The sequence below is a fragment of the Nostoc spongiaeforme FACHB-130 genome, from assembly GCF_014698475.1.
Taxonomy (GTDB): Bacteria; Cyanobacteriota; Cyanobacteriia; order Cyanobacteriales; family Nostocaceae; genus Nostoc_B; species Nostoc_B spongiaeforme.
In genome coordinates this window covers 1-23,248 of the sequence record NZ_JACJTB010000041.1, presented here as the reverse complement: position 1 = coordinate 23,248, position 23,248 = coordinate 1, and the positions used below count along the sequence as shown (strand labels likewise).

Sequence of the window (23,248 nt, the reverse complement as noted above, 5' to 3'; positions counted from 1 at the left end):
ATTTAATTTTTTTATTATTAAGATAATAAAAAATTGATTCTGATTCCTGACTTCTGACTTATTATTTATTGCGGATACTCATGGGATACGAATGGGATATCCACAATTTCGCCTTCAACTTCGCCGATTTTGACCTTTAAGCCCACACCGCCAGCTTTGGTACGAATGTAAGCAAGCCCAACGTAACCGTCACTGGTTTCTGTATAACTGGTGAGTTTGCCGATTTTCTCATCTCCCAGGGCGATCGCACTACCAATTTCCACTGGGGCGCTAAGGCGAATCCCCCAAAGATTTTGTTTGACACCTTTATAAGTATTTAACCGGGCGATGGTTTCTTGTCCGATGTAACAGCCTTTATCAAAGGATATCGTCTGCCATAAACCCACTTCTAGAGGATTGTAATCATCTGTGAGTTCTGCATCTGGATTTGGTCTACCTTGGAGAATGCGTAAGGTTTCCCAAGCGCGATCGCTCAATTCTACAGCCCCTAATTCTAATATTTGTTGCCACACTTGCTGTTTTTCTGTGGCTGGCAAAATTAAGGTATATCCAGGTAATCCTAACCCACTCCCTACGGCTACCATCACCCCACCATCAATTAACAAGTGATTGCCGTCAGGTTGACCAATAATTGCCCCTGCACCTAATTTCTCAACAATCGCATCACTATCTGGGCCGATGAGGCTAAAGGTTGCAGTTTCTTCTGTGATGTCGGTTAACGCTACTTTATCGGCAAAAAAGATGTAGCGGTCTAGCCATTGCATCAAAAATTCTCGGCGATTGGGCGAAACTAACAGCAGTACCGCATCTTCCAGAATGTATGCACTCACCAAGTCAATGGTGCGGGCTGTGGATGTCACCATTACCGTGTCACAGCCTTGTCCTGGTTTGCGGCTTTGAAAATCGTTGGTACTTTGATTGTGTAAAAACCGGATGCGGTCGTCATCTGCAACTCGGATACGTCCCCAAAACGAGCGATCGCACACAGCCACCCCTTCTTTTGCGGCTTGGATAGCGATCGCGTCTTTACCGTCAATTGTTGATGTTGGCATGGTAGTGAAAAACTGCTCTGTTTCAAAGTTTACGCACTGGAAATCTTAGCAAATCCAGGTTTACCGCTTCAATGACTATATGACTAATGATATGGTTTTAGTTTTCTTTACAATTCTTTACAAAATAGGGCAATTAATTACAACTAGCACTTTCATCGGCTTTTGCATCCCTAGTAGTAATGAACTAATCGAAAAAATTATTGAAAAAACAGCCAAAAATTAAAAATTAATTTACAACGACTTTTCTCACCAGTATGCAATTGACAATATATTGAATATTGCAGTCTATATTGCTTGAAAAATAAGGACTTTGTGGCTATTTTTCAGTTAAACATTATATGAAGAGGAAGATGAAATGTGATTTAATTTACTAGTTTAATAGCCAATTTTGCGGTTATTAATCAAGCATGATTTTCTACATCAAAAATTTTCCGTATTTTTATTTACCAAATTATGCTGAAATTCACACAATCTTCAGGAAGAAAAACTTAGAAAACTCTGATGAAGGAGCTAAAGTTTTGTTAAGATGCAATTGCTAGGAATTTTTCAACGGGAATTATAGTCAGCGTGTTGAGAAATAAGTACCACTAGCCCCATAGAGTTCAAAGGTGATGCAATGACCACCTATATTTTTTTTGATGATGCCCTGCGGATGCTTACTAACGCCTATTTGTTATCAGCTGTCCTGCTAATCGCAGCTTCTGGTATAGGGTTAGCAGTGATAGAAACAATTGAAAAAACAGGAGAACGCTAACTTATAGCAAAGTTCTGAGTGCTGAGTGTTGAGTGCTGAGTAGTAACCCAGTATTCTCCAGTGTTTCAAGCAGAAATATAGTCCTAACCTATGCTTCAACTGCTATAGAGCCTGAAGGTGTACTACTTGCCAAAAACTACTGAGCGCGAGTAGGTGTTCGCCGCAAAGAAATCCTGGGAACACTAAATAGTGAAAGTCTCACAGCGTGGCAGAATTACCTGCAAATTCAAAACATACAGGTAGCTGTGCGCTAATGAGACCCAAATCCAGGAGCAATAAAAATGAATCTAGTAGACACAATCCTGGGCAAAGAAAACCAAGCCCCAGAAAGATTGACATCAGCCGAAGCTTTTGCTGCTATTGTTTTAGTCGCAGTTACTTCAGATGCTGTACTTTCAGAACAGCAAGTGCGTAGTATTTGTTCTGCATTGTCACGGCTCAAGCTTTTTAGCAGTTATTCCGAAGACCTTATCAAGAAACTGTTAGAAAAAAACCTAAATATTCTGCGCTGCGATGGTTTTAATGCTTTATTTAATGCAGCTAAAGAATCTTTATCGCCAGAATTGCGAGAAGTAGCTTTTGCTGTCGCTGCTGATTTGGTAATGACTGAAAGCGTAGTTACGGAAGAAGAAAAAAATTTTTTAAATGACTTGTATCAGGCTTTAGATATTCCACGCGATAACGCAATTAAAATCTTACAAGTTTTAATGGTAAAGAATCAAAGCGAATGAGTTTCAAGTAGTCTAACGCATATCCATACTTGGGAAGTTTCTCTAACTTGATTCAGTTCAAGTTATAGATTTGGCTGCTTAAAACCAAGTTACACATTCTTCCGTTAAGATGATTTGTTGTCATTGGCTAGTATAATTTAAATTCAAGTTTTAGTGTATGGTTATATATGAGTTTATAGTTATATAACTCATGTACATACCACGGTATATCGATGGGCAATAGTGGCTTATTGCTGCAAATTTGAGTATACTGTGTTTAAAAGTTAATTATTAAGTTTTTTGTCATGGCAATCCTATTACTAGAAGATAGTACAGTCGAGAGTGATTTCAGTGAGATAGTGCGTGAACTTGCGCCTATTGGTGTGTATCTCAAGCACTATGACCCTGGAACGTCACTACTGTTTACAAATCTTTTAGAACAGGATGTTTTGACAGCTTTAGAAAAGCAATACATTGTTGATTTACATAACAATGTGTTTGAGTTTCTCCAACAAGAAAACGGTTCTCTCTGGTGTGATTTGCTAAATGTGCATCCGGGAGTGCCGAATCTTCAGATGTTGATTGATACTTATAGTCGTTATCATACTCATACTGCGGCTGAACCACTGTATGTCTTAGCAGGAGAAATGATTTTTGGCTTTGTTAGACCTGATGGTAGCAAAATCCAGTTGTTAGTGCAATCTCAAGACTATATTTCTATCCCCGCAGGTGTGGAGCATTGGTGTAGTTTAACAGCATCTTTGAATTTTAAGGCTGTGCGCTATTTCACTTCAGCCGAGGGTTGGCTTCCTAATTACACAGGTACGCATTTGAGTGATGCGCGTCAGCAGCCTTAATTATCGTAATATCATTCATAGTTAAAAAGATGCGATCGCAATTTTTGAAATACCTATGGCTGTTAAAGTTGGAGACATTGCTCCTGATTTCACCTTACCTGCTCAAAATGGTACAACAGTCAGCTTGAATGACTTCCGTGGTCAAAAAGCTGTTGTACTGTACTTTTATCCCAAAGACGATACACCTGGATGTACAGCCGAATCTTGTGCTTTCCGCGACCAATATGAAGTGTTTAAAGATGCTGGTGCGGAAGTGATTGGTGTAAGTGGTGATTCCAGCGAATCTCACCAGAAATTTGCCGCGAAATATAATTTACCGTTTGTTCTTTTGAGTGACAAAGGCGACCAAGTACGTAAGCAATATGGTGCGACTGCGGCTTTTGGTTTATTTCCTGGTCGTGTCACCTATGTGATTGATCAGCAGGGAGTTGTGCAGTATGTGTTTGATTCCATGCTGAACTTTCAAGGGCATGTTACAGAAGCATTGAAGACTTTGCAAACTCTGAGTAAGTGAGTGCTGAGTGCTGAGTGCTGAGTGCTGAGTGCTGAGTGCCGTACACTGAGCGCAGTCGAAGTGTACAGCATTATGAGTAAATATCCGCCCACAAGGGGCGGTCTTTTAACTCAGCACTCTTTATTTAAGTGAGGGTGATTTCTCCTGGATGATGTTATTGTGGGAGACCTTACCGTTTTTACCGTTGGTATGACCGTTATTATTGCGGGGTTGAATGACACCGTAACCGCCGTGGTTGCGTTCATAAATAACATTAATTTCTCCGGTTTCGGCGTTACGGAACATATAAAAGTCGTGTCCCACGAGTTGTAATTGTTCCAATGCTTCAGCGAGAGTCATTGGTGGCATGGAAAAATATTTAGTACGAACGACTTCGCTGGGTAATTCGGGAGTGCGATCGCCGATTAAATCTGGTATTACTGGTTCTGGGACGACTACTTCGTTTGTTGGTTGACTTTGAGTTTTCTTGTCTTGTCGCCTTTCTTTATATTTGCGTAATTGTCGCGCAATTTTATCTGCTACTAAATCTATGCTGGCGTATAAGTTTTCGCTGCTTTCCTCGGCACGGATGACACTTCCATTTGCATAGATAGTGACTTCGGCTGCTTGTTTCGGGTTAATTCGGGGATTGCGAGCTACGCTTAGGTGGACATCCACTTCATTTGTAATGTTCTGAAAGTGACTAACCGCTTTTTCTATCTTTTGATGCACGTAATCCCTAATTGCTTCGGTGATTTCAATATTTTTGCCGTGGATGACAAGCTTCATGTAAACTCTCCCGCTCTATATGTGATGTGTGATGTGAGTTTGTTTTGTGTGAAAGTAAGTTGCGGTAAGGTCTATGACTGTTGCCAAAACAAGTTTTTTAGTTTGATATACTGCTGAGTTTGCTCTAAATTTATTGCTTTCAATTTTCACGCGTTCCCTTGTATTGATATCCTCTGTGGATGTCTGCGCTTGTATCTTAAATTCTTAGAGTCATCAGCCAGTTCATTCTTTCCTCTTATTTTGGCGTGATGCTTATTGCAGAGAATTCCTCCTAAGACCATTGCGGTTATTTATATATTCAAACTAGCACTTTGTATTTTCCATAGCAGGTTCCCTTGACGTTCCTTTAAAATCCTTTGCATAGCTTGACAATTGTTGCGTGCAACTATCAAAGTTGCAATATATTTCATTATTCCTTCAGTTGATTTTTGGCATGATTCGTAGTAATAGACCGCCAGAGAAGCGTTGTTTGTTATATGACAAAAAATTGATGTCTTACATAGATGCACACGTATGGCAGCGATCGCTTCTGGCAGAACGTATTCAAGACCCCAGCCTTGATGATGTGTTAATCTTGCTAGAACACCCTCCTGTCTACACTTTGGGACAAGGCGCAACACCAGAATTTCTCAAGTTTGACCTTGATCACAGCGATTTTGAAGTTCACAGAGTTGAGCGTGGTGGAGAGGTCACTTACCATTGTCCTGGTCAATTGGTGGGGTATCCAATTTTAAATCTACAGCGCCATCGTAAAGATTTGCATTGGTACTTGCGTCAACTAGAGGAAGTGATTATTCGGGTGTTAGCAATTTATGGTTTGGAGGGCGATCGCATTCCCGATTTTACTGGTGTATGGTTAGAAAATCGCAAAGTTGCAGCGATCGGCATTAAAGTCAGCCGTTGGATTACTATGCACGGTTTTGCTTTAAACGTTTGTCCTGATATGACAGGCTTTCAACATATTGTCCCTTGCGGTATTGCAGATAAACCAGTCGCCAGTTTAGCAGAATGGATTCCTGAGATTACTTGCGAACAAGTGCGTCATCATGTTGTGCAATGTTTTGCAGATGTATTTGATGTTGATGTGATTGAGTTTACTTAAATAAGTGCAATTTAATAATTTTTTTCTGGTGAGAGTTGATTTTGTTTGAAATACTACTTAGTAGCCATCGATTATTGTGTTCAGTGAAAGACAGATTATTAAATGCCCAGGGTGCAAGGGTGCAGATTTTGTTACTTACTGAACCGTATTGTTTAACTAAGTTAAAATATGGTGGTTTACTAGTCAAGCAACAAATTTGTTACATCAATCAACTCAAATCTTGCGCGTGAAATCCCTAATTAATCCTCAAATGTATGCACCTACGTTAAATTCCCTGAGACAGCGCGACTGGAAAGCGTTGATAGAACTGTTTGACAGGGATGACTGCGACGAAATTGAAGCTGACATCAACAAAAATTTGCACTTGAGGACACCTGAACCATGTTGGGAAGATGATCCATTTGATTTCTTGCGGGAATTTTTGTAGAGTCATTGGTCATTGGTCATTTGTCATTGGTTAAAAGGTAGAAGGTAGGAGAATGAATAAAATTTCATACTTCACACTTGATAGAGGCGGCTGAGAAAAGTTTGTAGACGATCGCTTTTTGGATTTGTGATCACTTCGTAGGCTGCACCTTGTTCTGCTACTATGCCTTTATCCATAAATATCACCCGATGGGCAACTTCCCTGGCAAATTGCATTTCATGGGTGACGACTACCATTGTCATTCCCTCGGCGGCTAATTGCTGCATCACTTGTAAAACTTCACCCACAAGTTCAGGATCTAAGGCGCTGGTAGGTTCATCAAATAGCATAATCTGGGGATTCATACATAAGCTACGAGCGATCGCAACTCTTTGCTTTTGTCCACCAGATAGTTGTTCGGGATAAGCCGAGGCTTTATCAAATAAACCAACTTTTTCTAAATATAACCCCGCGAGTTGGGCGCTTTCTTTGGCGGTTTTGCCTAAAACTTTACGTGGCGCAAGTGTAAGATTTTCCAATACGCTGAGGTGAGGAAATAAATTAAATTGTTGAAAAACCATCCCGACTTGGGTGCGGAGTTGGCGCAGTTGTTGACTGTTGAAATGAGATTGCGATAACTCAATCCCGTTCACTACCAAGGAACCATGATCAATACTTTCCAAGCGGTTGAAGCATCGCAGTAAAGTACTTTTACCACAACCGGAAGTACCAATCACCGCCACAACTTCCCCTTGCTGAATTTCCCCTGTGATTCCTTTAAGAACTTTCAGGGAACCAAAGTTTTTTTCAATATTTTCAAAAATAATGATAGGGTTAGAATTTTTCATAGCCCATTAACAGAAGATGATTAGGAAAATTTTTTGATGTTGTATTTGAAACCTACAGATCCCCCTAAATCCCCCTTAAAAAGGGGGACTTTGATTCATTTTCCCCCTTTTTTAAGGGGGGCTAGGGGGGATCAAGCAAAATATTTAATACTTCTCAGACATATTATTAGATTAAATTTTATACGTTGGTGGCACTGGTTGTTCGTGGTTAGTGTGAGTTGTGTGTTACTAACTGGCTGTAGTGTCAACTCTGACACTGGCAAAACTTTACGAATAGCAACTGAACCAGCCTTTCCGCCGTTTGAGTTTAAAGGCCAAAATGGGGAATTGCAAGGTTTTTCCTACGATTTGATGAATGCGATCGCCTCTGCTGCTAATTTTAAAGTAAATTTTCAAAGCATCCCTTTTGATGGCATTATCCCCGCAGTCCAAGCTAAAACCATCGATGCGGCGATAAGTTCCATCACCATCACCGAGGAACGCACCAAAACAGTTGATTTTTCCCGTCCTTATTTTAAGGCGGGGTTGGCGATCGCAGTCCGCGATAATAATCAAGATATTACTAATTTAGATAGTCTCAAGAATAAAAAACTTGCCGTCCAAATTGGGACAACAGGCGCAGAAAAAGCCAAAAGTATTCCCGGTGTACAGATTCGCAGCTTTGATTCTGCACCTTTAGCCTTGCAAGAATTAGTCAATGGGAATGTGGATGCGGTAATTAACGATGCACCTGTAACTTTATATGCCATTAATACTGGTAACTTGCAAGGAATTAAAGTTATTCAACAATTACTTACAGAAGAATATTATGGAATTGTTACAGCTAAAAACTCGCCTAATTTAACACTGATTAATGATGGTTTAGATAAAATCCTCAAAAATGGCGAGTATTCACAAATATACAAAAAATGGTTTAAAGCGGAACCGCCAGCATTACCTGATACATCTCCTTTTGCAAATCAAAATAATGGTAGCCAAGCTAATTTATTCACCTCATTAAATGTAATTGGGCAAGCTTTACCCCTACTATTACAAGGTGCATTCGTCACTCTCCAAATAACAATTATTTCGGTAATTTTAGGTTTGGTCAGTGGTTCCTTAATTGGCATTATCCGTCTGTCTCAGATTAAACCTGTACGTTGGTTGGCAAGAGCATATATAGATTTTTTTCGCGGCACACCTTTGCTGGTACAAATTTTTATGATTTACTTTGGTATACCAGCACTGGTGCAACAACTTGGTTTGACCTTTAGCTTTAATCCCTTTGTGGCTGGTGTAATTGCTTTAACTTTAAACAGCGCCGCCTATATTGCCGAAATTGTCCGCGCCGGGATTCAATCAATTGAACCAGGACAAACCGAAGCCGCACAATCACTTGGTTTAAGTGCAGCAGAAACAATGCGCTATGTAATTTTTCCTCAAGCTTTCCGGCGGATGATTCCACCTTTGGGTAATGAATTTATTAGCTTATTAAAAGATACCAGCTTAGTTGCAGTTATCGGTTTTGAAGAACTATTCCGCAAAGGACAGCTAATTGTCGCTACTAACTATCGCGCCTTTGAAATTTACGCCGCCATAGCCTTAGTTTATTTGTGTTTGACACTGCTTTCTTCTCAAGTATTTAGCAAGTTAGAAGTGTGGATGAATCCAGTTAGACAGCAGAGGAAAATATGAGCATAATTTAGACATTTCCGCAAATGAATCAAAGCGATCGCATCTCAGCTATAGTAGTCCTCAACAAGGTGCGATCGCTCTGATAGCGAGAGTAAATGATCAGTCAGCTTGGCTTTGATATGACTGACTACTTTGGGCTACTTGTCTAACTTGCTCGATATCCAAACTCAACGCTTCTGCTATTTTTTCTATGGTTGCGCCTAAACTCAGCATAAAAGGGGATGTGGCAAAATACTGAGTGAGTATCAGAGTCTCGTTCACGAGTATTCAAAACGATCGCATAATGAAGAATTGTTTGTGCGATCGCATTTGCGTATAATTTTTTTGCAAAATTACTCTCAGGCAGATGAAGCGGTGTAGACTCAGCATCTAAGATACGAAAACCGAATGCTATTGAGAGTAGGAACGGGTTTAGGATGAATGCAAATTCTCATGGAAACTCTCATATTTGGACGCTGACACCTACAGATGTCTACAAGACTCTCACCACAACTCCCCAAGGTATCAGCGAAACAGAAGCTAATTTAAGATTAAAACAATCTGGATATAACGAACTCCCTGAACCGCAAACCCGCCCTTTGATTCTGCGTTTTATTGACCAATTAACTCATTTTATGGCGTTGCTGTTGTGGGTGGCGGGGATTTTAGCTTTTATTTCCCAAACACCGGAATTAGGCTGGGCAATTTGGGCAGTTATTTGGATTAATGCTATTTTTAGCTTTTGGCAGGAGTTTCAAGCCGAAAAAGCTTTAGCAGCCCTGAAAAAAATCTTACCTTCCCAAGCTAAAGTTTATCGTGATGGCAAATTAACTGTAATTCCTACCCGTGAGTTAGTTAGTGGCGATGTGATGCAGTTAGAAGAAGGTGATAAAATCTCCGCCGATGCCAGACTGGTCGAAAGTCAATCTTTATATGTCGATGTCTCTGTCCTCACCGGCGAATCTCTGCCCGTTCCTCGCATTAGCGAACCTGTCACCGCACTCAATATCCATGCTTCCGAAGCCAGTAACTTAGTATTTGCAGGTTCTAGTGTTGCTTCTGGTCGCGGACTGGCGGTGGTATACGCCACAGGTACACACACAGAATTTGGTCAAGTCGCCCATCTCACCGCCAATGTGCAACGAGAAGCCAGCACTTTAGAAGTGCAGATTTCCAGAGTCGTTCACATCATTACCATCATTGCTTTGAGTATGGGTGTGGTGATATTTCTCCTGACTAAGTTGCTGGTGGAAATGCAACTACGGGAAAGTTTCATTTTTGCCATTGGGATTATTGTGGCATTTGTCCCTGAAGGCTTACTCCCTACCGTGAGTTTAGCTTTAGCCATTGGTGTCAGGCGCATGGCGAAAAAGAATGCTTTAGTGCGGCGTTTATCTGCGGTGGAAACTCTCAGTGCAACAACGGTAATTTGCACCGACAAAACTGGGACTTTGACGAAAAATGAAATGACTGTCCGCCAGTTGTGGATACCTAATACGCAAATTAACGTGACTGGGGTAGGTTATGAACCCGAAGGAGAAGTCGAAATTTCATCTCCTGAATCTGAATCTCAAGTGCGGTTAATGTTGGCTGGTGCAGCACTTTGTTCTAATGCGCGGTTAAATCATCCCCCCAATTCTCATCAATGGCAAGCAGTGGGTGATCCTACAGAAGCAGCGTTATTAGTAGCCGCAATTAAAGCTGGGTTGAATTTGGAAGATTTGCAACACCAAGCACCCAGAATCAGAGAAATCCCCTTTGATTCCCACCGTCGGATGATGACGGTTTTATTAGAAGGTGATTTGCCGTTAGAAAATGCTGAAGATTCTCAGTATCTCATTTTTACCAAGGGCGCACCATTAGATGTATTGCAACATTCGCGGTATTTATGGCACAAGGAAGAAAAACCAGAACTGACAGAAACCCAGCGCGAGGAAATTATCGCCGCAAATGATCAATTAGCCAGTCAAGGTTATCGTGTTCTGGGAGTTGCCACAAGACAAGGTAGTGCAGAATTAAACCAGCCAGATGATCATTTGTTGGAACAGGATTTGACTTTTTTAGGATTGGTGGCGATGATTGACCCACCACGTCCAGAAGTTGCCGATGCGATCGCTCTTTGTCATCGTGCCGGAATTCAGGTGACAATGATTACAGGCGATTATGGGTTAACCGCAGCTGCGATCGCCCAACGCATTAATTTAGTCAATGGCAAAGTTAGAACCATCACAGGCGAACAATTAGGACATCTTTCAGATACACAATTACGGCAAATCCTCCACAAGCACAAAACTGGGTTAGTATTTGCCAGAGTCATGCCAGAACAGAAACTCAGATTAGTCGAAGCATACAAAACCCTTGGTCATGTAGTCGCTGTAACTGGTGATGGTGTCAACGATGCCCCTGCCTTACGCGCAGCAAATATCGGCATCGCAATGGGAATGAGTGGTACAGATGTTGCCCGTGAAGCTGCGGATATTGTTCTCATCGATGATAATTTTGCGACTATCGTCTCCGCTATTGAACAAGGTAGGGCAGTATATCAAAACATCCGCAAGTTCATGACTTATATTCTTGCCTCTAACATGGCAGAGTTTCTCCCTTTCCTAGCAATGGTGTTTCTGAAAATACCACCAGCTTTGTTAATTTTGCAAATCTTAGCCATTGACTTAGGTACAGATATGATTCCTGCACTAGCTTTAGGTGCAGAAAAACCCGAAGCCGGTTCAATGGAATTACCACCGCGCAAAAAATCCCAGCCACTCTTAGATTTACCCTTACTCCTGCGTGCTTACTGCTTTTTAGGACTCCTGGAAGGTTTAGCAGGTATGACAGGATTTTTCTTTGTCTGGTGGACGAATGGCTATAATATTCCCCAATTACAAGCCATCAGTCCCAGCATTTTATCTCACTCAGCCAGTGCAGCTACAATGGCAATTTATCACCAAGCCACAACCATGACCTTAGCTGTAATTGTCGCTTGTCAAGATGGTAACGTTTTCGCCTGTCGTTCCGAACGCTTTTCGATTTTGCGCTTAGGCTTTTTTACTAACCGCTTAATTTGGATAGGAATTGCTGTGGAATGGTTCCTCATTCTCTCAATTATTTATTCTCCTACCCTGCAAACAATCTTCTCAACAGCACCATTACAACCTTCTTACTGGCTAATCTTACTGTTATGTCCGCCGTTCATCTTAATAGCCGACGAATTACGAAAGCGAATTATAGTCAAAATTAACCATAACTAGTTTAATTCTCACGCTTTGCGCCTTTGCGTGAGAATTAAAATTCTGGTTTGTCAATGATATTTTTCAAACCATTAACTAATCTTTCTATCCCTGCTTTGGCTGTATTTTTTTGTAACGCACCATAAGCAACTCGCAAATAGCAGCCATTTTCCATCCCAAAGGTTGTCCCAGGAATTACCGCAACTTTGTGTTCTTGAATTAATCTTTTTACCAACTCAAACGCATTGATATGAGTATGCACTTTGAGAAAGAAATAAAACGCACCATCAGCTTGAGCAATAGTACATAAACCTTGGAGATGATTCAGCGAGTCTATCACTAACTGACGTACTTGAGCGATCGCACCAATATTTCCCTTCAAATACTCATCTTTTGCTTGCAATGCGCCTAATGCAGCATACTGAGAAACCACAGGCGGACAAATCAAAATTGTATCTTGAACTTTTTTGACAGCCACAAGTAAATGCTTGGGAATTACCATATAGCCAATGCGCCAACTTGCAAAACCATAAGCTTTAGAAAGGCTATAGAGAGAAATTGTATAATCACTACTGCCAGCAAATGCCCCCGGTGAAATATGTTTGACACTGTTGTAGGTAAAATATTCGTAAGCTTCATCGCTGATGTGGTAGATATGGCGATCGCCACAAATTTGATTGACTTGCCGTAAAGCAGCTTCAGAATAAACTACCCCTGTGGGATTATTTGGGGAAATTGTCACAATAGCCTTTGTTTTTGGCGTAATTGCGGCGGCTAAGGCTTCTGGACGTAATTGGTAATTTTCATCTGTTTCTACCAACACCACACGACAACCCGCCATTGTAATAGCCATTTCATGGTTGAAATAATATGGCGTATTCAGAATAATTTCATCACCAGGGGAAGTAATTGCTAAAATCGCGTTCATAAACGCCATATTACTGCCGGCTGTCACCACAACACAGTTATCATCAGTAATTTCAATACCGTTAAAAGCTGACAATTTTGCTGTTAATGCAGTTAATAAAGGCGGAATTCCTTCCACTGCTTGATAGAGATTATTTCTCGCTTCCCCTAAAAACTTCGGTAAAAGTTCAATTGCTTCTGGTGGTGGACTGTAGGAGACTACACCCTGTCCGAGAGAAATGGTTCCCGGAGAATTTTTAATCAGTTCCCCAACCACAGGAATTATTGGCGACTGAACCGCCTGCATCCGAGAAATCAATTTGTCATCAGTCATTTATGACTTCCTATCAAAGAATAAGGCAAAAGTAAAAAGTTAAAAGGCAAAAGAAAGAATAACAGGACTTACGCAAAAATTCCCAAAAAGCGTAATTTATAGCGTTTCTTATTCTAGTGAAGTACAAGCAAGAATAATTAACCGCAGATGGACGCAGATAAATTTGTACCTCAGCAGACTAGGAAAGGCTATATCATAGACGCGAAGCGGCTTCCCGCAGGGTACCGCCAAGTCGCCAAGAAATTATAGAGTCTGCGTAAGTCCTAAATAAGAAAAATGGTCGGAAGCTCAGTACATCTCCTAAATTTATTTATGGAGATTATCTTTTTACTTTTTACTTTTTACTTTTTACTTTCTAACCCCATCTCTCTCATCTTGACAGGTGTAGGTTATTAAAGTTAATAGGTTTTGGAAAAACCAGGATAATGAACAAAGCGTTTGTGGAAAATCAGCGCCGCAAAATTAACTACCAAACAAGTAATTGCTAGAGACAACAATATATAAGTAGGAGCCATCACAACACCAACCACAAACCAGCTATATACATGAAGTACCATCACTACAGCAAAAATAATGGCAATTCCTATAACTGGCTGCAATTGAGATATTGGTCTACGTAAAACCGTCAAGATAATGGTTAATAATGTAGCAATTAAGTTAGCTGGTACAAGAAAGGCACAAATACCAATACAATTGGTACGAGAAAATTCGGCTAAGGTATGAAAATCAAGCATGTATAGTTATGCAGTTTAGTATTAACATTTTAAATAAAAAAACTAAATATATTTTTATCTATTTCAACTAAACACTAGCATCAACATAAAGTAAATACTCCGCAAATGTAACATAAATTAAACTATAAAAAATCTAATTAATTCTTAAGAAGTTTCTCGTGCTTAGATTTCCGACTTCATTGAGAAGTCGGAAATCTGTTAAGCTACTAGTAAAATGAGTTTATTAATATTAAAAAATCGCAATAATTGAGGTGGGGATAACCCACCCAAAGTTTATTATCCAGGCAAAATTACTGTATCAATGACATGAATTATGCCATTGTCAGCATCGATATCAGCAGCTAAGACAGTAGCATTTTTGATTTCAAACCCCTCAGAACAATCTATTTTAATGATTGAGCCTTCGACAGAAGTAACTGTACCTAGTTTTGCCAACTCAGCCTGAGACAACTTCCCAGCCACGACGTGATATTTTAGAATTCTGGTCAACTGGGGAATATTCTGCACCAGAGTTTGGATTGTTCCTGGTGGTAACTTGGCAAAAGCATCATCCGTAGGTGCAAAGACTGTAAATGGCCCTGGACTTTTTAATGTTTCGACTAAACCAGCCGCTTGTACAGCAGTTACCAAGGTTTTAAAAGCGTCATTACTAACCGCAATATCAACAATATCAGCCATATTTTTTACCTATTCACTGATAAAAATTTTAAATTATATTAAAGCGATTTAATTTTTTTAACGAAAGTTACAGTTATAAAATTACAATATCATAGGCAAAAGTCTATCTAATTAATAGTTATTAATTATCTTGGGAGCAGCAATGGGCGATCGCAAGTACGCCATCATCGGAACAGGTGCATTAGGCGGGTTTTATGGTGCAAAACTACAACAAGCGGGTTTAGATGTTCATTTTTTACTCAAGAGTGACTACGAACACGTCAATCAACATGGTTTAATCATTGAATCGAAAGATGGCGACTTTACCTTACCCCAAGTTAACGCCTATAACGATGCGGACAAGATGCCACAATGTGATGTAGTTATAGTGGCACTCAAAACAACTCAAAATTATTTATTACCAAAGTTATTAGCACCAGTAATTAAAAATAATGGTGTGGTATTAGTATTACAAAATGGATTAGATATAGAACTAGAAATTGCCCAAATTGTGAATAATGTCACCATTATTGGTGGCTTATGTTTTTTATGTTCTAATAAAGTCGGACAAGGACATATTCGGCATGTAGATTATGGACAAATAGTTTTGTGTGAATACAGCCATAACTATGAAGCTGCGGGAATTACTAATAGAATGCAGCAAATTGCCAACGACTTTCAAAATGCTGGCATAACGATAGAATTAACAGAAGATTTACTCTTAGCGCGTTGGCAAAAATTAGTCTGGAATATTCCATACAATGGTTTATCTGTGGTTTTGAATGCCAGAACTGATGAATTAATGGCAGATTCATATACTCGTCAATTAGTTGAACAATTAATGTATGAAGTAGCCGCAGGCGCAAAAAGTACCGGACGTATAATTGCTGATAGCTTCATTCAAAAAATGCTAGATTACACAGTCAAAATGAAGCCTTACCGCACCAGCATGAAAATTGACTATGATGAACAACGTCCTTTAGAGGTAGAAGCAATTATTGGAAATTCCCTACGTAAAGCCCAAGCCGCAGGTGCATTTTTACCACAAATTAACTGCTTATACAATCAGTTGAAATTTTTAGATAGTAGAAATCAGCGTTAATTTTAGAGCAAAATGCTGTTAGCTTTAGCTGGGCATTGAGTCCGTGCTGATTTGAAAATTCTGAATTATAAATTGAGAATCTTCCAGCGTTTAAGCAATTAACAATCTCCTAATCTATACTTTGACTGTGCCATACAACTAACAAGGCAATATTTAGACCTCAGACTCCAGTAGATTATTCATCAATTAGCCAACCACGCTGTATACCATACTCAATTCCTCCAGACCAATCAATTGTTAAATGATTTCTTACCTTCTTGAAAAGATGCTGTACTACAGCCACATTAATTGGATTTTTAATATACGTTTCTTTATATCTAAATTTTCGATCAGTATTTTTCTGCTGACGTAATACATAAATCTGATCAACTTTGTATTTTCGTAAATTGACATCGCTAGTTAGCTTGATCCATTCCATAACTACAACATACAAACTATTGGGATTTCTCGCCTTTAAATCTTCTGCTGCGCGTGAAGCTCCTTCAAGCATAGTTTTGTCAAGGTAAGTTTTGCACTCAATGACAACTACTGGAATGTCAAAAATGTGTGTCTCCGTATTTTCCTCTGTAACTGTAGGTTCAGAATAAGTTTCTGGTTCTTCTTTAAGAATTGTCAGCTTTTCACCAGGATTATCATCTTGTTCTGGAGGAGGTGCAGCTATCAGCGATGCTTGAATAGTTGCACCAATCACAAAGTCATGATCTTTCTTCTCAATACGTGCATAAGGGCGTTTAAGCATTTCTGAATATTTTGGTGGAACAAAGAAAATATCCTTAAAGGTGTGTGATTTACCAATGAGAGCGTTTTCTCCAAAATCTTGTGCTAAATCTTTAAACAAATAGTAGAGAAACTCTTCTAATACACTAGAGTGGAGGTTTGATCTAGAGTCAAACTTTTCAGCATAATGCTGCTGATCTAGAAAGTCTTTGTATGTTGAAAGAAGCTCTACTCTTTTGGCAATAATTTCGTCATCGCGCTCAGTAAACTCTGATGTTGGCCCGACTAACTCTAAATTAGCAGTATGCCATTTATCATACTCAGTCCTAATTTCGCTAAGGTATCTTCTACTATCTGTGTCTCTATATTCTGTACGATGATTTTCCTTCTGTTCAAGATTAGAAGCATGAACTAAAGGATTCCTATCGGTTTTTGGCATAATTCTAATTTTTCTAGAAGATGTAGTGCAATTGCTTTAGCAAGGATAGGTGGAACAGCATTACCAACCTGATTATATTGACATAAAAACTTCTCATCGAATCTTTCTTCTCTGTGTAATAATTTATGAGACACAACAGTTTTTTTGCCCATAAAACGATAGTTATCAGGAAAAGATTGAACCCTTGCACCTTCGCGTGCTGTTAAATTTCGATGTTGAAAAGGGTGAATAAAATTAGCATAAAATGAGGCCGCAATCGTATGGGATGGCTTGTAAGGGTTTAACCGTCGATTGTTCTGGTCATAGCTTTTATTTGAAAGTTCTCCATTACCGCTACGCCGTCTAGCTCCGTATTCTTTAGGTACATCAGAACTTGACTCACCCCATTTAATTTGTTTGAAGCGTTCTACCAGCCTATCTGAATGCTCCATTGCCACATGATTATAGAGTAGATTACTACCATTTCTAATCCAAGCTTGATAATCATTTTGAGGCTCTACAAAATAATCTTGCTCTTCTTCACCCTCCCGCGCATTCAGTGGTGGTAAATCTGAGATAGCATCCCATAAAGTTATCGGAGGAAATTTAGCTTCACTATCAAACAGTGATAACTGAGATTTATTTAGATAATATAATTCTAAAGAGTGCGTCTTTAAAGGAATTCCTAATTCTTTGCCATTTCTATTACCAACAATAAAAATACGCTCTCTAATTTGTGGCACACCATACTCAGCCGCATTTAACTTCCATACTTCCACAAAGTATCCGATATCTTCAAAAGTTTTTCTAATAATATCTATGACCTTTTGACCGTTACTACTTTTACGTGAAAGTAATCCTTTGACATTTTCCATTACAAATGCTTTAGGCTCAAGGAAACTTACCCACTGAGCAAAGTTAGTAAACAAGCTATTTCTCTGGTCTTTCGGATCTTTTTGGGCTGGCCCTGCAACACTAAAACCTTGACATGGAGGTCCACCAATAATAATGTCTGGGCTAAAAACACAAATTTCCTTGACACTACTTTCGGTATTAAAATTACGTATATCATTGTGAATCACTGTCATACTGGGGCGGTTGTAGCGCAGTGTATCACAAGCCCAAGCATCAATTTCAAGCGATAAAGACACAGAAAACCCTGCCATGTCAAAACCTAAGCCAAAGCCACCAGCTCCAGCAAATAGATCAATAACAGTAGGTTTTTCTGGTCTCGCCATAAGTTTTTTATTCTAGACTCATACTTTCAAATTCTGAACGGATTAGTATGATACACTCACATTTTTTCTTTAACTACCCTATGTTTGCAATCAAATCGTAGTCTACTAGTGTTTGTGTTCGTTTAACAAGGATGTTTGTATGAAAATATAAAAAGACGATCGCCTTTTAATCCTCATGCAATGCAAGAAGCGATCGCCTGTATTCAACTAGCTCTTAAAATCTCAAACCCACCCCACCTTGCACAGCCAGCGCCGTACCACCGCCATCACGATAAGCATCAAAGGCAATAATCGCATTGCCAAAAATTACCGTATTGCTATTGGGAACAACGTAATCAATTCCTGGCTGTAAAGCAAAACTAATTTTATTTCCTACCGGAGAAGGACTATCACCACCAGTTAACACTAAGCCTGCGCCTAAATAAGCATCTGTTTGCCAGTTGAGTGGCAAGTCATAAGATACAGTAGGGACAACAGCCGTGTTCTGACCAATTAATGCTTGAGCGCGAAAAGAAACTGGCGCTTCTAAAAGCTTGTAACGAAAAGCCACAACTCCGCCGATTTGAATACCATCAGTTAACCCAACAGTGGGGCCAACACCCACATAGCTACCATAAGCAACTTGAGCCTGTGCTGGTTGATAATCCATCAGCAAGCTGAAAACTGCACTAGCCGCTATCAATGAACTTAAATTAGGTAGATACTTCATCACCCGACTCCTCACACCATAATTTGAATGTTTTCATGTATCATTTGTGATTTAGTGAGGAGGTAGGATTAAGTATTTTCCTGACTCCCCATTTAAATTTTACGGGCAACGGGGATGAATGCCACCTTGGGTACAAATGTAAGCTAATTGCTTGGCATCTAGGTTTTTCGCTTGAGAAAAATCAACACCTTTAACTACAGCCGATACTGTACCAGTATCAGGTGTTTCCACAAATTGATCTGCGGGGTCTTGTTTGCTTGGTGCAATAATTGTGTCTTTAAAATCTGCGCCTGCGACATTTGCACCGCGTAAATCGACAAAACTCAAATCAGCGTTGCGTAAGTTAGCATTTTCTAATTGGGCGGAACGTAAAACTGCGCCAGTCATCCGGCTAGTACTCAGGTTAGCATTGCTGAGATTGGCATGATCTAAATAAGCGCCAGATAAATCTGCACCTTGCCAATCAGTTTTGGTTAAGTTGGCAAATGATAATTGTGTCCCGATCGCAATTACTCTACCTAACCGAGCCGCATAAAGGTTAGCTTCGTTTAATTTAGCATCGCCTAAATCTGCTCCAGTTAAGCTGGCATTTTCTAAAACTGCATTCCGCAAGTCAGCCCCTACCAGTTGGGCGCTGCTGAGATTTGCCCCAATTAAACGCGCACTTTCTAAATTAGCGCGGTTGAGAGTTGCCCGACTTAAATCACTCCCAGTCAATAACACCCGGCTGAGATTCGCATCGGTGAGATTGGCTTTTTTCATTTGGACTTGCGTTAAATCTGCGATCGCATCATCATAAGTATCCCAGCGACCATCTTCACCCATACTCCGAAAACGGCTACCTTTGAAACTCGCTTGGTTAAGATCAGCCGCTTTTAATTTCAGTCCTGACAAATCAATGTTTTCTAACACCAAATTGAAAGCAGAACTTCCCGTTGTCCCAGTTTGGCTTAAAGTAGTGCGAGTCAAGTCCAGACCATTGATTTTGCCACTATATACATTCAAAATCTTATTGATGGTTTGCTGGTTGAGTTGTAGCCGCTTTTGCCATGATTCGCGCTCTTGGGGTGCGGCTGATTGCAGTTCATTAGCCAGAAACTGGTTTTTATTTTTCAACTCTGGGATAGCGGGAATACCCACGTTTGTTAAAGCTTGCTGAATAGAATTCAACAGCACTGGGTTAGTTTCATTCACCAATAAATCAGCCAAAAATTGAATCGATTGGGAATCATTTAGACCACCCATCGCCAAAATTGCACTTTGGCGTTCTTCTAAACTAGCGCCAGAGTTGGGACTTAATTGTTTAACAAATTCCAAAAACTTCTGGCTGTTAATTTGTGAAGTTTCTCGTTGAGTTTGCTGTTTTTGAATATAAACTTGTGTCCCAATTAAAGCCGCGAGTACCGCACTCATACTTGCTAGGGTGACTGCAAACAAAGCGAGGTTGGAGTTTTGCTGCATCCGCCGCCACAATGTCGGTAATTTGTTATCTGTGGCTGACATTGGTGCAAGGCTGGCTTCCGTCGCATTTGGGGCTTCTGGTTCACCAGTTTTCACTAATGCACTCCGCCCATTTTGACGTTTAGCATCAATGGTTTCTGTACCTGCTAACCAATCATGTAAAGCGCGACGACCTTGGCGAGAAGATAAAGCTACACTTTCGCCTAACACCATCAATACTGCCAAAAAAGTAAACAGTCCCAAATTCGGAAAGGCAAAACTATAGCGCCAGAGGATGTAAGCAATCGAAACTGGTACAGACAAGCGACCAATACCTTCCCTAGCGATCGCTGCGCCTAAACCTGGGGCTTTACCTTGGTCATTCACCACCCGAACACCAAACCAGCGTTTTGGCAAAGTACTCCCAGTTTTTGCTAGTAAGTACAATTGCCACCAAGATAAAGTGACAGGTGCAATTAAAGCCAACATCCATAAATAATTAGTCGGCCAGGCGACATTGGGAATACCGTAACTAACAGGTAAAGCCAAAGGCCGTGCGATCGCTCTTTCTGTGACAACTAATACAGGGTTGAGTGGTACACGGTTGAGATCACTCCTGGAATTGGCATAAGCTCCCAATCCAAACGGAATTAACCCACTCACAACCACTAGGCTAATTTCTGCTGTCCAAGCCGCCAAACGTCGAGTTACTAACGGTAATGAATTAGTTCTTGTTGGTGCATTTGAATGACTAGGTTGACTATCATTTCTCCTCACAATTGGGGTCGCCATTGAATAATTCCCTTTAAATTTAATAGTTGCGCCATAACTGGCGTGATTAATATAGAGTGCTATTGCTTATTGGAAAAGCTATCAGCGACAAAAAATTTGTATCCAAGATACACTAACCCTGCCAACACCGCCAGACTAATTGCAGAGGTCACAAGTTTTAGTACTGCTTGCAACACCGCTAAACCCATTAGCACCGTAACACCCATCACTACCAACTTCCCCGTCCCAGACAAACTTTGAAACCAAAGTTGCGAACGAGTAAAATACTGTTTAAAGTTGAGAAAATAAGACTGAGATTGCTGTCTGGCTGCTGTTTTTTTCGCTTCTACACTCTCAGCATTAATTTCTGCTTCTAGCTTTTGTAGGCGTTGTTGCCAATCTTCTTCCGGTTGAGGGTTCATAAATCTTGTCTACCTCTGCTAAAACACTTGTTCAACAGGTGAGCAATCATATCCGAAATTTTTCCGGTTGTGTTTGTGATTTTAACGAATGTTTGATTTTATCAAGGGTGATAATGGCAGAAAATAGGGATTTTTGACACTATGAACGAATGACTTCATCTCTTTTTTATATTTAGCCATATAGACATACAAGATTAGCCATAAAATTTTATACTTCGTTATAGGAACACTGAGGGATTGCTATCGTCTATCAGTTCAGACTATTTATATCAATATCGCTCTACAAATAGTCGGGAGCATCAAAGAATATGAAAACTCTGAAGCTATGGCAAATGGTTCCCGTGGCTGTTGTACTGAGTATGGGAATTATCCAGCCTAACTTGGCAGAAGCGCCATCAATTCCAATTCCTGCCAAACTAAAATCAGACCCTCTAGTGTTAACGGGTAAGTCTGGAGGGACTGTTCAAAGTAACTGCGGAAATATTTCTACTGTTCCTAGTCAAATTATTCAAGTCACAGAGTCAATGCCTTATATGCGGTTGACTGTTGACAGTCCTGGACAGCCAACACTACTCATTGACGGCCCTAGCGGGCGCTTTTGCGTGTTAGCAGATAGTTACTCTCAAAGCAAGCCAGAATTATCCGGTTACTGGCAAGCTGGCAAGTACTCACTGTATGTAGGGCAATTATCCCAAGAGCAGCATAACTATACTCTTTCGATTTCGCAACAAAAAAAGCCTAAATAACGAGAACAGGACTGACGTATGAATGGCACCAATAAAAGCGAAAACTCTTATCGATTAAGCAGTATGCAATTGTTTACGTAATTCTTGCTGGGGCTTGGTCAATCTGGGGTAGGCTTTGGGGCGGCGTTTAAAAAGTATCTTCAACCTTCGCTCCAGTTAGACTCGGATTCCTGGCGATCGCCATATTTTCTGATAAATTAGAGTTATTCCGTATCCTTCAAGCAAAACTGGAGGGTTAGCTTTCACAGCACCTAAGCTCCCTCGACTGTTGTCTAAAAGTCGCCCTCATCATGTCCAACAACAACACACTACAAATCTACAATCATTACCAGACAAATTAAAACCGTGAGCAGGAAAACTTAGTTGTCATCGCGCTTTAGGTGAGCTATATTAGTTAAGCTAGTGTTTTGGCTCCTAATTAGCTCCTGATTACCGCAGAAGTAAACAAGGAACGCTCCAGATAACAAGTACGGCGACATAGCCAAGTGGTAAGGCAGAGGTCTGCAAAACCTTTATCCCCCGGTTCAAATCCGGGTGTCGCCTTTAAAGAATATCAAGATTACGGGGCTTTCAAGCCCTTTTTTGTTTGGCGTTAAAGGTTTGATTTTCAAAGCCTTCAACCATTTTTGGTGTTATTTTGGGTAATTTGGGGAAACAACTGGGGTAAAACTGGGGTAAATTTGTAAGGTAAAGGTGTTTACCCCAATCAAGATTTTTGGGGTAAAACTGGGGTAAAGTAAAAGGATAAAGGTGTTTACCCCAGTCAATTAGCTTATGGAATCTCAAAAATCTCAAAGTATTGCCCCTAGGCGTTCAGTGCAGATAAAGAACTCTAATGGCAGTCTCCAACTAGTTTTTTCCCACCCTATTATTACGCCGACGGCAGAGCTAAAAACCAAGCGTTTCTACCTTTCGACAGGACAATATGATACGCCTTTAGGAAGACATCAGGCATCGACTTTAGCAGCAAAAATCCAGAGGGATATTGATTATGGTGAGTTTGATGCCAGTTTGGTTAAGTACAAACCAGCAGCATCATTAACTACTGTTATACCAAGTCTAAATGAGCGTGCATAGAACTGTAGAATAAAGAACATGGAAGAAAAAGACTCATGAGGAAGCAATGGCACGCCCTTTCAATCTAGAAGTTCAAGAAAGTGCTG

23 protein-coding genes and 1 tRNA gene are annotated in these 23,248 nt (G+C 40.2%); 11 read left to right on the top strand and 13 right to left on the bottom strand.

Annotated features, from left to right (window positions below; translation table 11 throughout):
* Positions 1-65: 65 nt before the first annotated feature.
* Positions 66-1,052, bottom strand: a complete 987-nt coding sequence (gene ygfZ / locus H6G74_RS23890; RefSeq protein ID WP_190970016.1) for a CAF17-like 4Fe-4S cluster assembly/insertion protein YgfZ — start codon at positions 1,050-1,052, stop codon at positions 66-68.
* Positions 1,053-1,668: 616 nt separating this feature from the next.
* Here ygfZ and H6G74_RS23885 point away from each other — a divergent pair.
* The 4 genes from H6G74_RS23885 (at position 1,669) to H6G74_RS23870 (ending at position 3,887) form a co-directional block, all read left to right on the top strand.
* Complete coding sequence (locus H6G74_RS23885; protein ID WP_062294792.1) at positions 1,669-1,806, top strand: hypothetical protein; 138 nt, start codon at positions 1,669-1,671, stop codon at positions 1,804-1,806.
* Positions 1,807-2,087: 281 nt separating this feature from the next.
* Complete coding sequence (locus H6G74_RS23880; RefSeq protein ID WP_190970015.1) at positions 2,088-2,537, top strand: tellurite resistance TerB family protein; 450 nt, start codon at positions 2,088-2,090, stop codon at positions 2,535-2,537.
* A gap of 284 nt (positions 2,538-2,821) precedes the next feature.
* Positions 2,822-3,373: a 1,2-dihydroxy-3-keto-5-methylthiopentene dioxygenase gene (locus H6G74_RS23875; RefSeq protein WP_190970014.1), complete on the top strand. Its 552-nt coding sequence runs from the start codon at positions 2,822-2,824 to the stop codon at positions 3,371-3,373.
* A 55-nt stretch (positions 3,374-3,428) separates the two neighbouring features.
* Positions 3,429-3,887: a peroxiredoxin gene (locus tag H6G74_RS23870; protein ID WP_190970013.1), complete on the top strand. Its 459-nt coding sequence runs from the start codon at positions 3,429-3,431 to the stop codon at positions 3,885-3,887.
* Positions 3,888-4,007: 120 nt separating this feature from the next.
* Here the strand turns inward: H6G74_RS23870 and hpf are convergent, their stop codons facing one another.
* Positions 4,008-4,655, bottom strand: coding sequence for a ribosome hibernation-promoting factor, HPF/YfiA family (gene hpf, locus H6G74_RS23865; protein WP_190970012.1), 648 nt, complete (start codon positions 4,653-4,655; stop codon positions 4,008-4,010).
* Between the two features lie 433 nt (positions 4,656-5,088).
* Here hpf and lipB point away from each other — a divergent pair, with 433 nt between their 5' ends.
* Entirely contained in the window at positions 5,089-5,757 is a 669-nt protein-coding gene (lipB, locus tag H6G74_RS23860) for a lipoyl(octanoyl) transferase LipB (protein WP_190970011.1), read from the top strand.
* A gap of 265 nt (positions 5,758-6,022) precedes the next feature.
* On the opposite strand, the gene H6G74_RS23855 is transcribed toward lipB, so the two are convergent.
* Together H6G74_RS23855 and H6G74_RS23850 are read right to left on the bottom strand one after the other, a co-directional pair.
* Complete coding sequence (locus H6G74_RS23855) at positions 6,023-6,190, bottom strand: hypothetical protein (protein WP_190970010.1); 168 nt, start codon at positions 6,188-6,190, stop codon at positions 6,023-6,025.
* A gap of 65 nt (positions 6,191-6,255) precedes the next feature.
* A complete protein-coding gene (locus H6G74_RS23850; RefSeq protein WP_199341105.1) occupies positions 6,256-7,011 on the bottom strand; it encodes an amino acid ABC transporter ATP-binding protein in 756 nt (251 codons plus the stop codon).
* A gap of 162 nt (positions 7,012-7,173) precedes the next feature.
* Between H6G74_RS23850 and H6G74_RS23845 the strand changes: the two genes are divergently transcribed.
* Positions 7,174-8,685, top strand: coding sequence for an ABC transporter permease subunit (locus H6G74_RS23845; protein ID WP_313888512.1), 1,512 nt, complete (start codon positions 7,174-7,176; stop codon positions 8,683-8,685).
* Between the two features lie 99 nt (positions 8,686-8,784).
* Here H6G74_RS23845 and H6G74_RS23840 read toward each other — a convergent pair whose 3' ends face one another.
* A complete protein-coding gene (locus H6G74_RS23840) occupies positions 8,785-8,946 on the bottom strand; it encodes a hypothetical protein (RefSeq protein ID WP_190970008.1) in 162 nt (53 codons plus the stop codon).
* 155 nt (positions 8,947-9,101) lie between these two features.
* Between H6G74_RS23840 and H6G74_RS23835 the strand changes: the two genes are divergently transcribed.
* A complete protein-coding gene (locus H6G74_RS23835) occupies positions 9,102-11,912 on the top strand; it encodes a cation-translocating P-type ATPase (RefSeq protein ID WP_190970007.1) in 2,811 nt (936 codons plus the stop codon).
* 34 nt (positions 11,913-11,946) lie between these two features.
* Here H6G74_RS23835 and H6G74_RS23830 read toward each other — a convergent pair whose 3' ends face one another.
* The 3 genes from H6G74_RS23830 to H6G74_RS23820 form a co-directional block, all read right to left on the bottom strand.
* Positions 11,947-13,131 (bottom strand): pyridoxal phosphate-dependent aminotransferase, encoded by a 1,185-nt coding sequence (locus H6G74_RS23830; protein ID WP_190970006.1) that lies wholly within the window; start codon positions 13,129-13,131, stop codon positions 11,947-11,949.
* A gap of 398 nt (positions 13,132-13,529) precedes the next feature.
* Positions 13,530-13,865: a hypothetical protein gene (locus H6G74_RS23825; protein WP_190970005.1), complete on the bottom strand. Its 336-nt coding sequence runs from the start codon at positions 13,863-13,865 to the stop codon at positions 13,530-13,532.
* 276 nt (positions 13,866-14,141) lie between these two features.
* Positions 14,142-14,543 carry a fasciclin domain-containing protein gene (locus H6G74_RS23820; protein ID WP_190594586.1) on the bottom strand — a complete coding sequence of 134 codons (402 nt, stop codon included), beginning with the start codon at positions 14,541-14,543 and terminating at the stop codon, positions 14,142-14,144.
* 142 nt (positions 14,544-14,685) lie between these two features.
* Between H6G74_RS23820 and H6G74_RS23815 the strand changes: the two genes are divergently transcribed.
* The gene (locus tag H6G74_RS23815; protein ID WP_190970004.1) at positions 14,686-15,624 is read left to right on the top strand and encodes a putative 2-dehydropantoate 2-reductase; all 939 of its coding nucleotides are present in this window, start codon (positions 14,686-14,688) and stop codon (positions 15,622-15,624) included.
* A gap of 175 nt (positions 15,625-15,799) precedes the next feature.
* Here H6G74_RS23815 and H6G74_RS23810 read toward each other — a convergent pair whose 3' ends face one another.
* From H6G74_RS23810 to H6G74_RS23790, 5 genes are all read right to left on the bottom strand, one after another.
* On the bottom strand, positions 15,800-16,780 hold the full coding sequence (locus H6G74_RS23810; protein WP_190970003.1) for a Bpu10I family restriction endonuclease: 981 nt from the start codon (positions 16,778-16,780) through the stop codon (positions 15,800-15,802).
* Positions 16,753-17,997, bottom strand: coding sequence for a DNA cytosine methyltransferase (locus H6G74_RS23805; protein WP_190970002.1), 1,245 nt, complete (start codon positions 17,995-17,997; stop codon positions 16,753-16,755). The genes H6G74_RS23810 and H6G74_RS23805 overlap by 28 nt, the downstream gene beginning before the upstream one ends.
* Positions 17,998-18,211: 214 nt before the next feature.
* A complete protein-coding gene (locus tag H6G74_RS23800) occupies positions 18,212-18,706 on the bottom strand; it encodes a hypothetical protein (protein ID WP_190970001.1) in 495 nt (164 codons plus the stop codon).
* Positions 18,707-18,805: 99 nt separating this feature from the next.
* Positions 18,806-20,938 carry a pentapeptide repeat-containing protein gene (locus H6G74_RS23795; RefSeq protein WP_190970000.1) on the bottom strand — a complete coding sequence of 711 codons (2,133 nt, stop codon included), beginning with the start codon at positions 20,936-20,938 and terminating at the stop codon, positions 18,806-18,808.
* A 59-nt stretch (positions 20,939-20,997) separates the two neighbouring features.
* Positions 20,998-21,339 carry a hypothetical protein gene (locus H6G74_RS23790; protein ID WP_190969999.1) on the bottom strand — a complete coding sequence of 114 codons (342 nt, stop codon included), beginning with the start codon at positions 21,337-21,339 and terminating at the stop codon, positions 20,998-21,000.
* A 308-nt stretch (positions 21,340-21,647) separates the two neighbouring features.
* On the opposite strand from H6G74_RS23790, the gene H6G74_RS23785 reads away from it, so the two are divergent.
* The 3 genes from H6G74_RS23785 (at position 21,648) to H6G74_RS23775 (ending at position 23,162) form a co-directional block, all read left to right on the top strand.
* Positions 21,648-22,085 carry a hypothetical protein gene (locus H6G74_RS23785; protein WP_190969998.1) on the top strand — a complete coding sequence of 146 codons (438 nt, stop codon included), beginning with the start codon at positions 21,648-21,650 and terminating at the stop codon, positions 22,083-22,085.
* Between the two features lie 471 nt (positions 22,086-22,556).
* Positions 22,557-22,628 (top strand) — tRNA-Cys (locus H6G74_RS23780).
* A 231-nt stretch (positions 22,629-22,859) separates the two neighbouring features.
* Entirely contained in the window at positions 22,860-23,162 is a 303-nt protein-coding gene (locus tag H6G74_RS23775; protein WP_242051338.1) for an Arm DNA-binding domain-containing protein, read from the top strand.
* Positions 23,163-23,248 lie beyond the last annotated feature (86 nt).

Bases quoted from the DNA above. Each gene is read 5' to 3' on its own strand.
- ygfZ (WP_190970016.1), bottom strand. From the start codon at position 1,052: ATGCCAACATCAACAATTGACGGTAAAGACGCGATCGCTATCCAAGCC.
- H6G74_RS23885 (WP_062294792.1), top strand. From the start codon at position 1,669: ATGACCACCTATATTTTTTTTGATGATGCCCTGCGGATGCTTACTAAC.
- H6G74_RS23880 (WP_190970015.1), top strand. From the start codon at position 2,088: ATGAATCTAGTAGACACAATCCTGGGCAAAGAAAACCAAGCCCCAGAA.
- H6G74_RS23875 (WP_190970014.1), top strand. From the start codon at position 2,822: ATGGCAATCCTATTACTAGAAGATAGTACAGTCGAGAGTGATTTCAGT.
- H6G74_RS23870 (WP_190970013.1), top strand. From the start codon at position 3,429: ATGGCTGTTAAAGTTGGAGACATTGCTCCTGATTTCACCTTACCTGCT.
- hpf (WP_190970012.1), bottom strand. From the start codon at position 4,655: ATGAAGCTTGTCATCCACGGCAAAAATATTGAAATCACCGAAGCAATT.
- lipB (WP_190970011.1), top strand. From the start codon at position 5,089: ATGATTCGTAGTAATAGACCGCCAGAGAAGCGTTGTTTGTTATATGAC.
- H6G74_RS23855 (WP_190970010.1), bottom strand. From the start codon at position 6,190: ATGACTCTACAAAAATTCCCGCAAGAAATCAAATGGATCATCTTCCCA.
- H6G74_RS23850 (WP_199341105.1), bottom strand. From the start codon at position 7,011: ATGAAAAATTCTAACCCTATCATTATTTTTGAAAATATTGAAAAAAAC.
- H6G74_RS23835 (WP_190970007.1), top strand. From the start codon at position 9,102: ATGAATGCAAATTCTCATGGAAACTCTCATATTTGGACGCTGACACCT.
- H6G74_RS23830 (WP_190970006.1), bottom strand. From the start codon at position 13,131: ATGACTGATGACAAATTGATTTCTCGGATGCAGGCGGTTCAGTCGCCA.
- H6G74_RS23825 (WP_190970005.1), bottom strand. From the start codon at position 13,865: ATGCTTGATTTTCATACCTTAGCCGAATTTTCTCGTACCAATTGTATT.
- H6G74_RS23820 (WP_190594586.1), bottom strand. From the start codon at position 14,543: ATGGCTGATATTGTTGATATTGCGGTTAGTAATGACGCTTTTAAAACC.
- H6G74_RS23815 (WP_190970004.1), top strand. From the start codon at position 14,686: ATGGGCGATCGCAAGTACGCCATCATCGGAACAGGTGCATTAGGCGGG.
- H6G74_RS23810 (WP_190970003.1), bottom strand. From the start codon at position 16,780: ATGCCAAAAACCGATAGGAATCCTTTAGTTCATGCTTCTAATCTTGAA.
- H6G74_RS23805 (WP_190970002.1), bottom strand. From the start codon at position 17,997: ATGGCGAGACCAGAAAAACCTACTGTTATTGATCTATTTGCTGGAGCT.
- H6G74_RS23800 (WP_190970001.1), bottom strand. From the start codon at position 18,706: ATGAAGTATCTACCTAATTTAAGTTCATTGATAGCGGCTAGTGCAGTT.
- H6G74_RS23795 (WP_190970000.1), bottom strand. From the start codon at position 20,938: ATGGCGACCCCAATTGTGAGGAGAAATGATAGTCAACCTAGTCATTCA.
- H6G74_RS23790 (WP_190969999.1), bottom strand. From the start codon at position 21,339: ATGAACCCTCAACCGGAAGAAGATTGGCAACAACGCCTACAAAAGCTA.
- H6G74_RS23785 (WP_190969998.1), top strand. From the start codon at position 21,648: ATGAAAACTCTGAAGCTATGGCAAATGGTTCCCGTGGCTGTTGTACTG.
- H6G74_RS23775 (WP_242051338.1), top strand. From the start codon at position 22,860: ATGGAATCTCAAAAATCTCAAAGTATTGCCCCTAGGCGTTCAGTGCAG.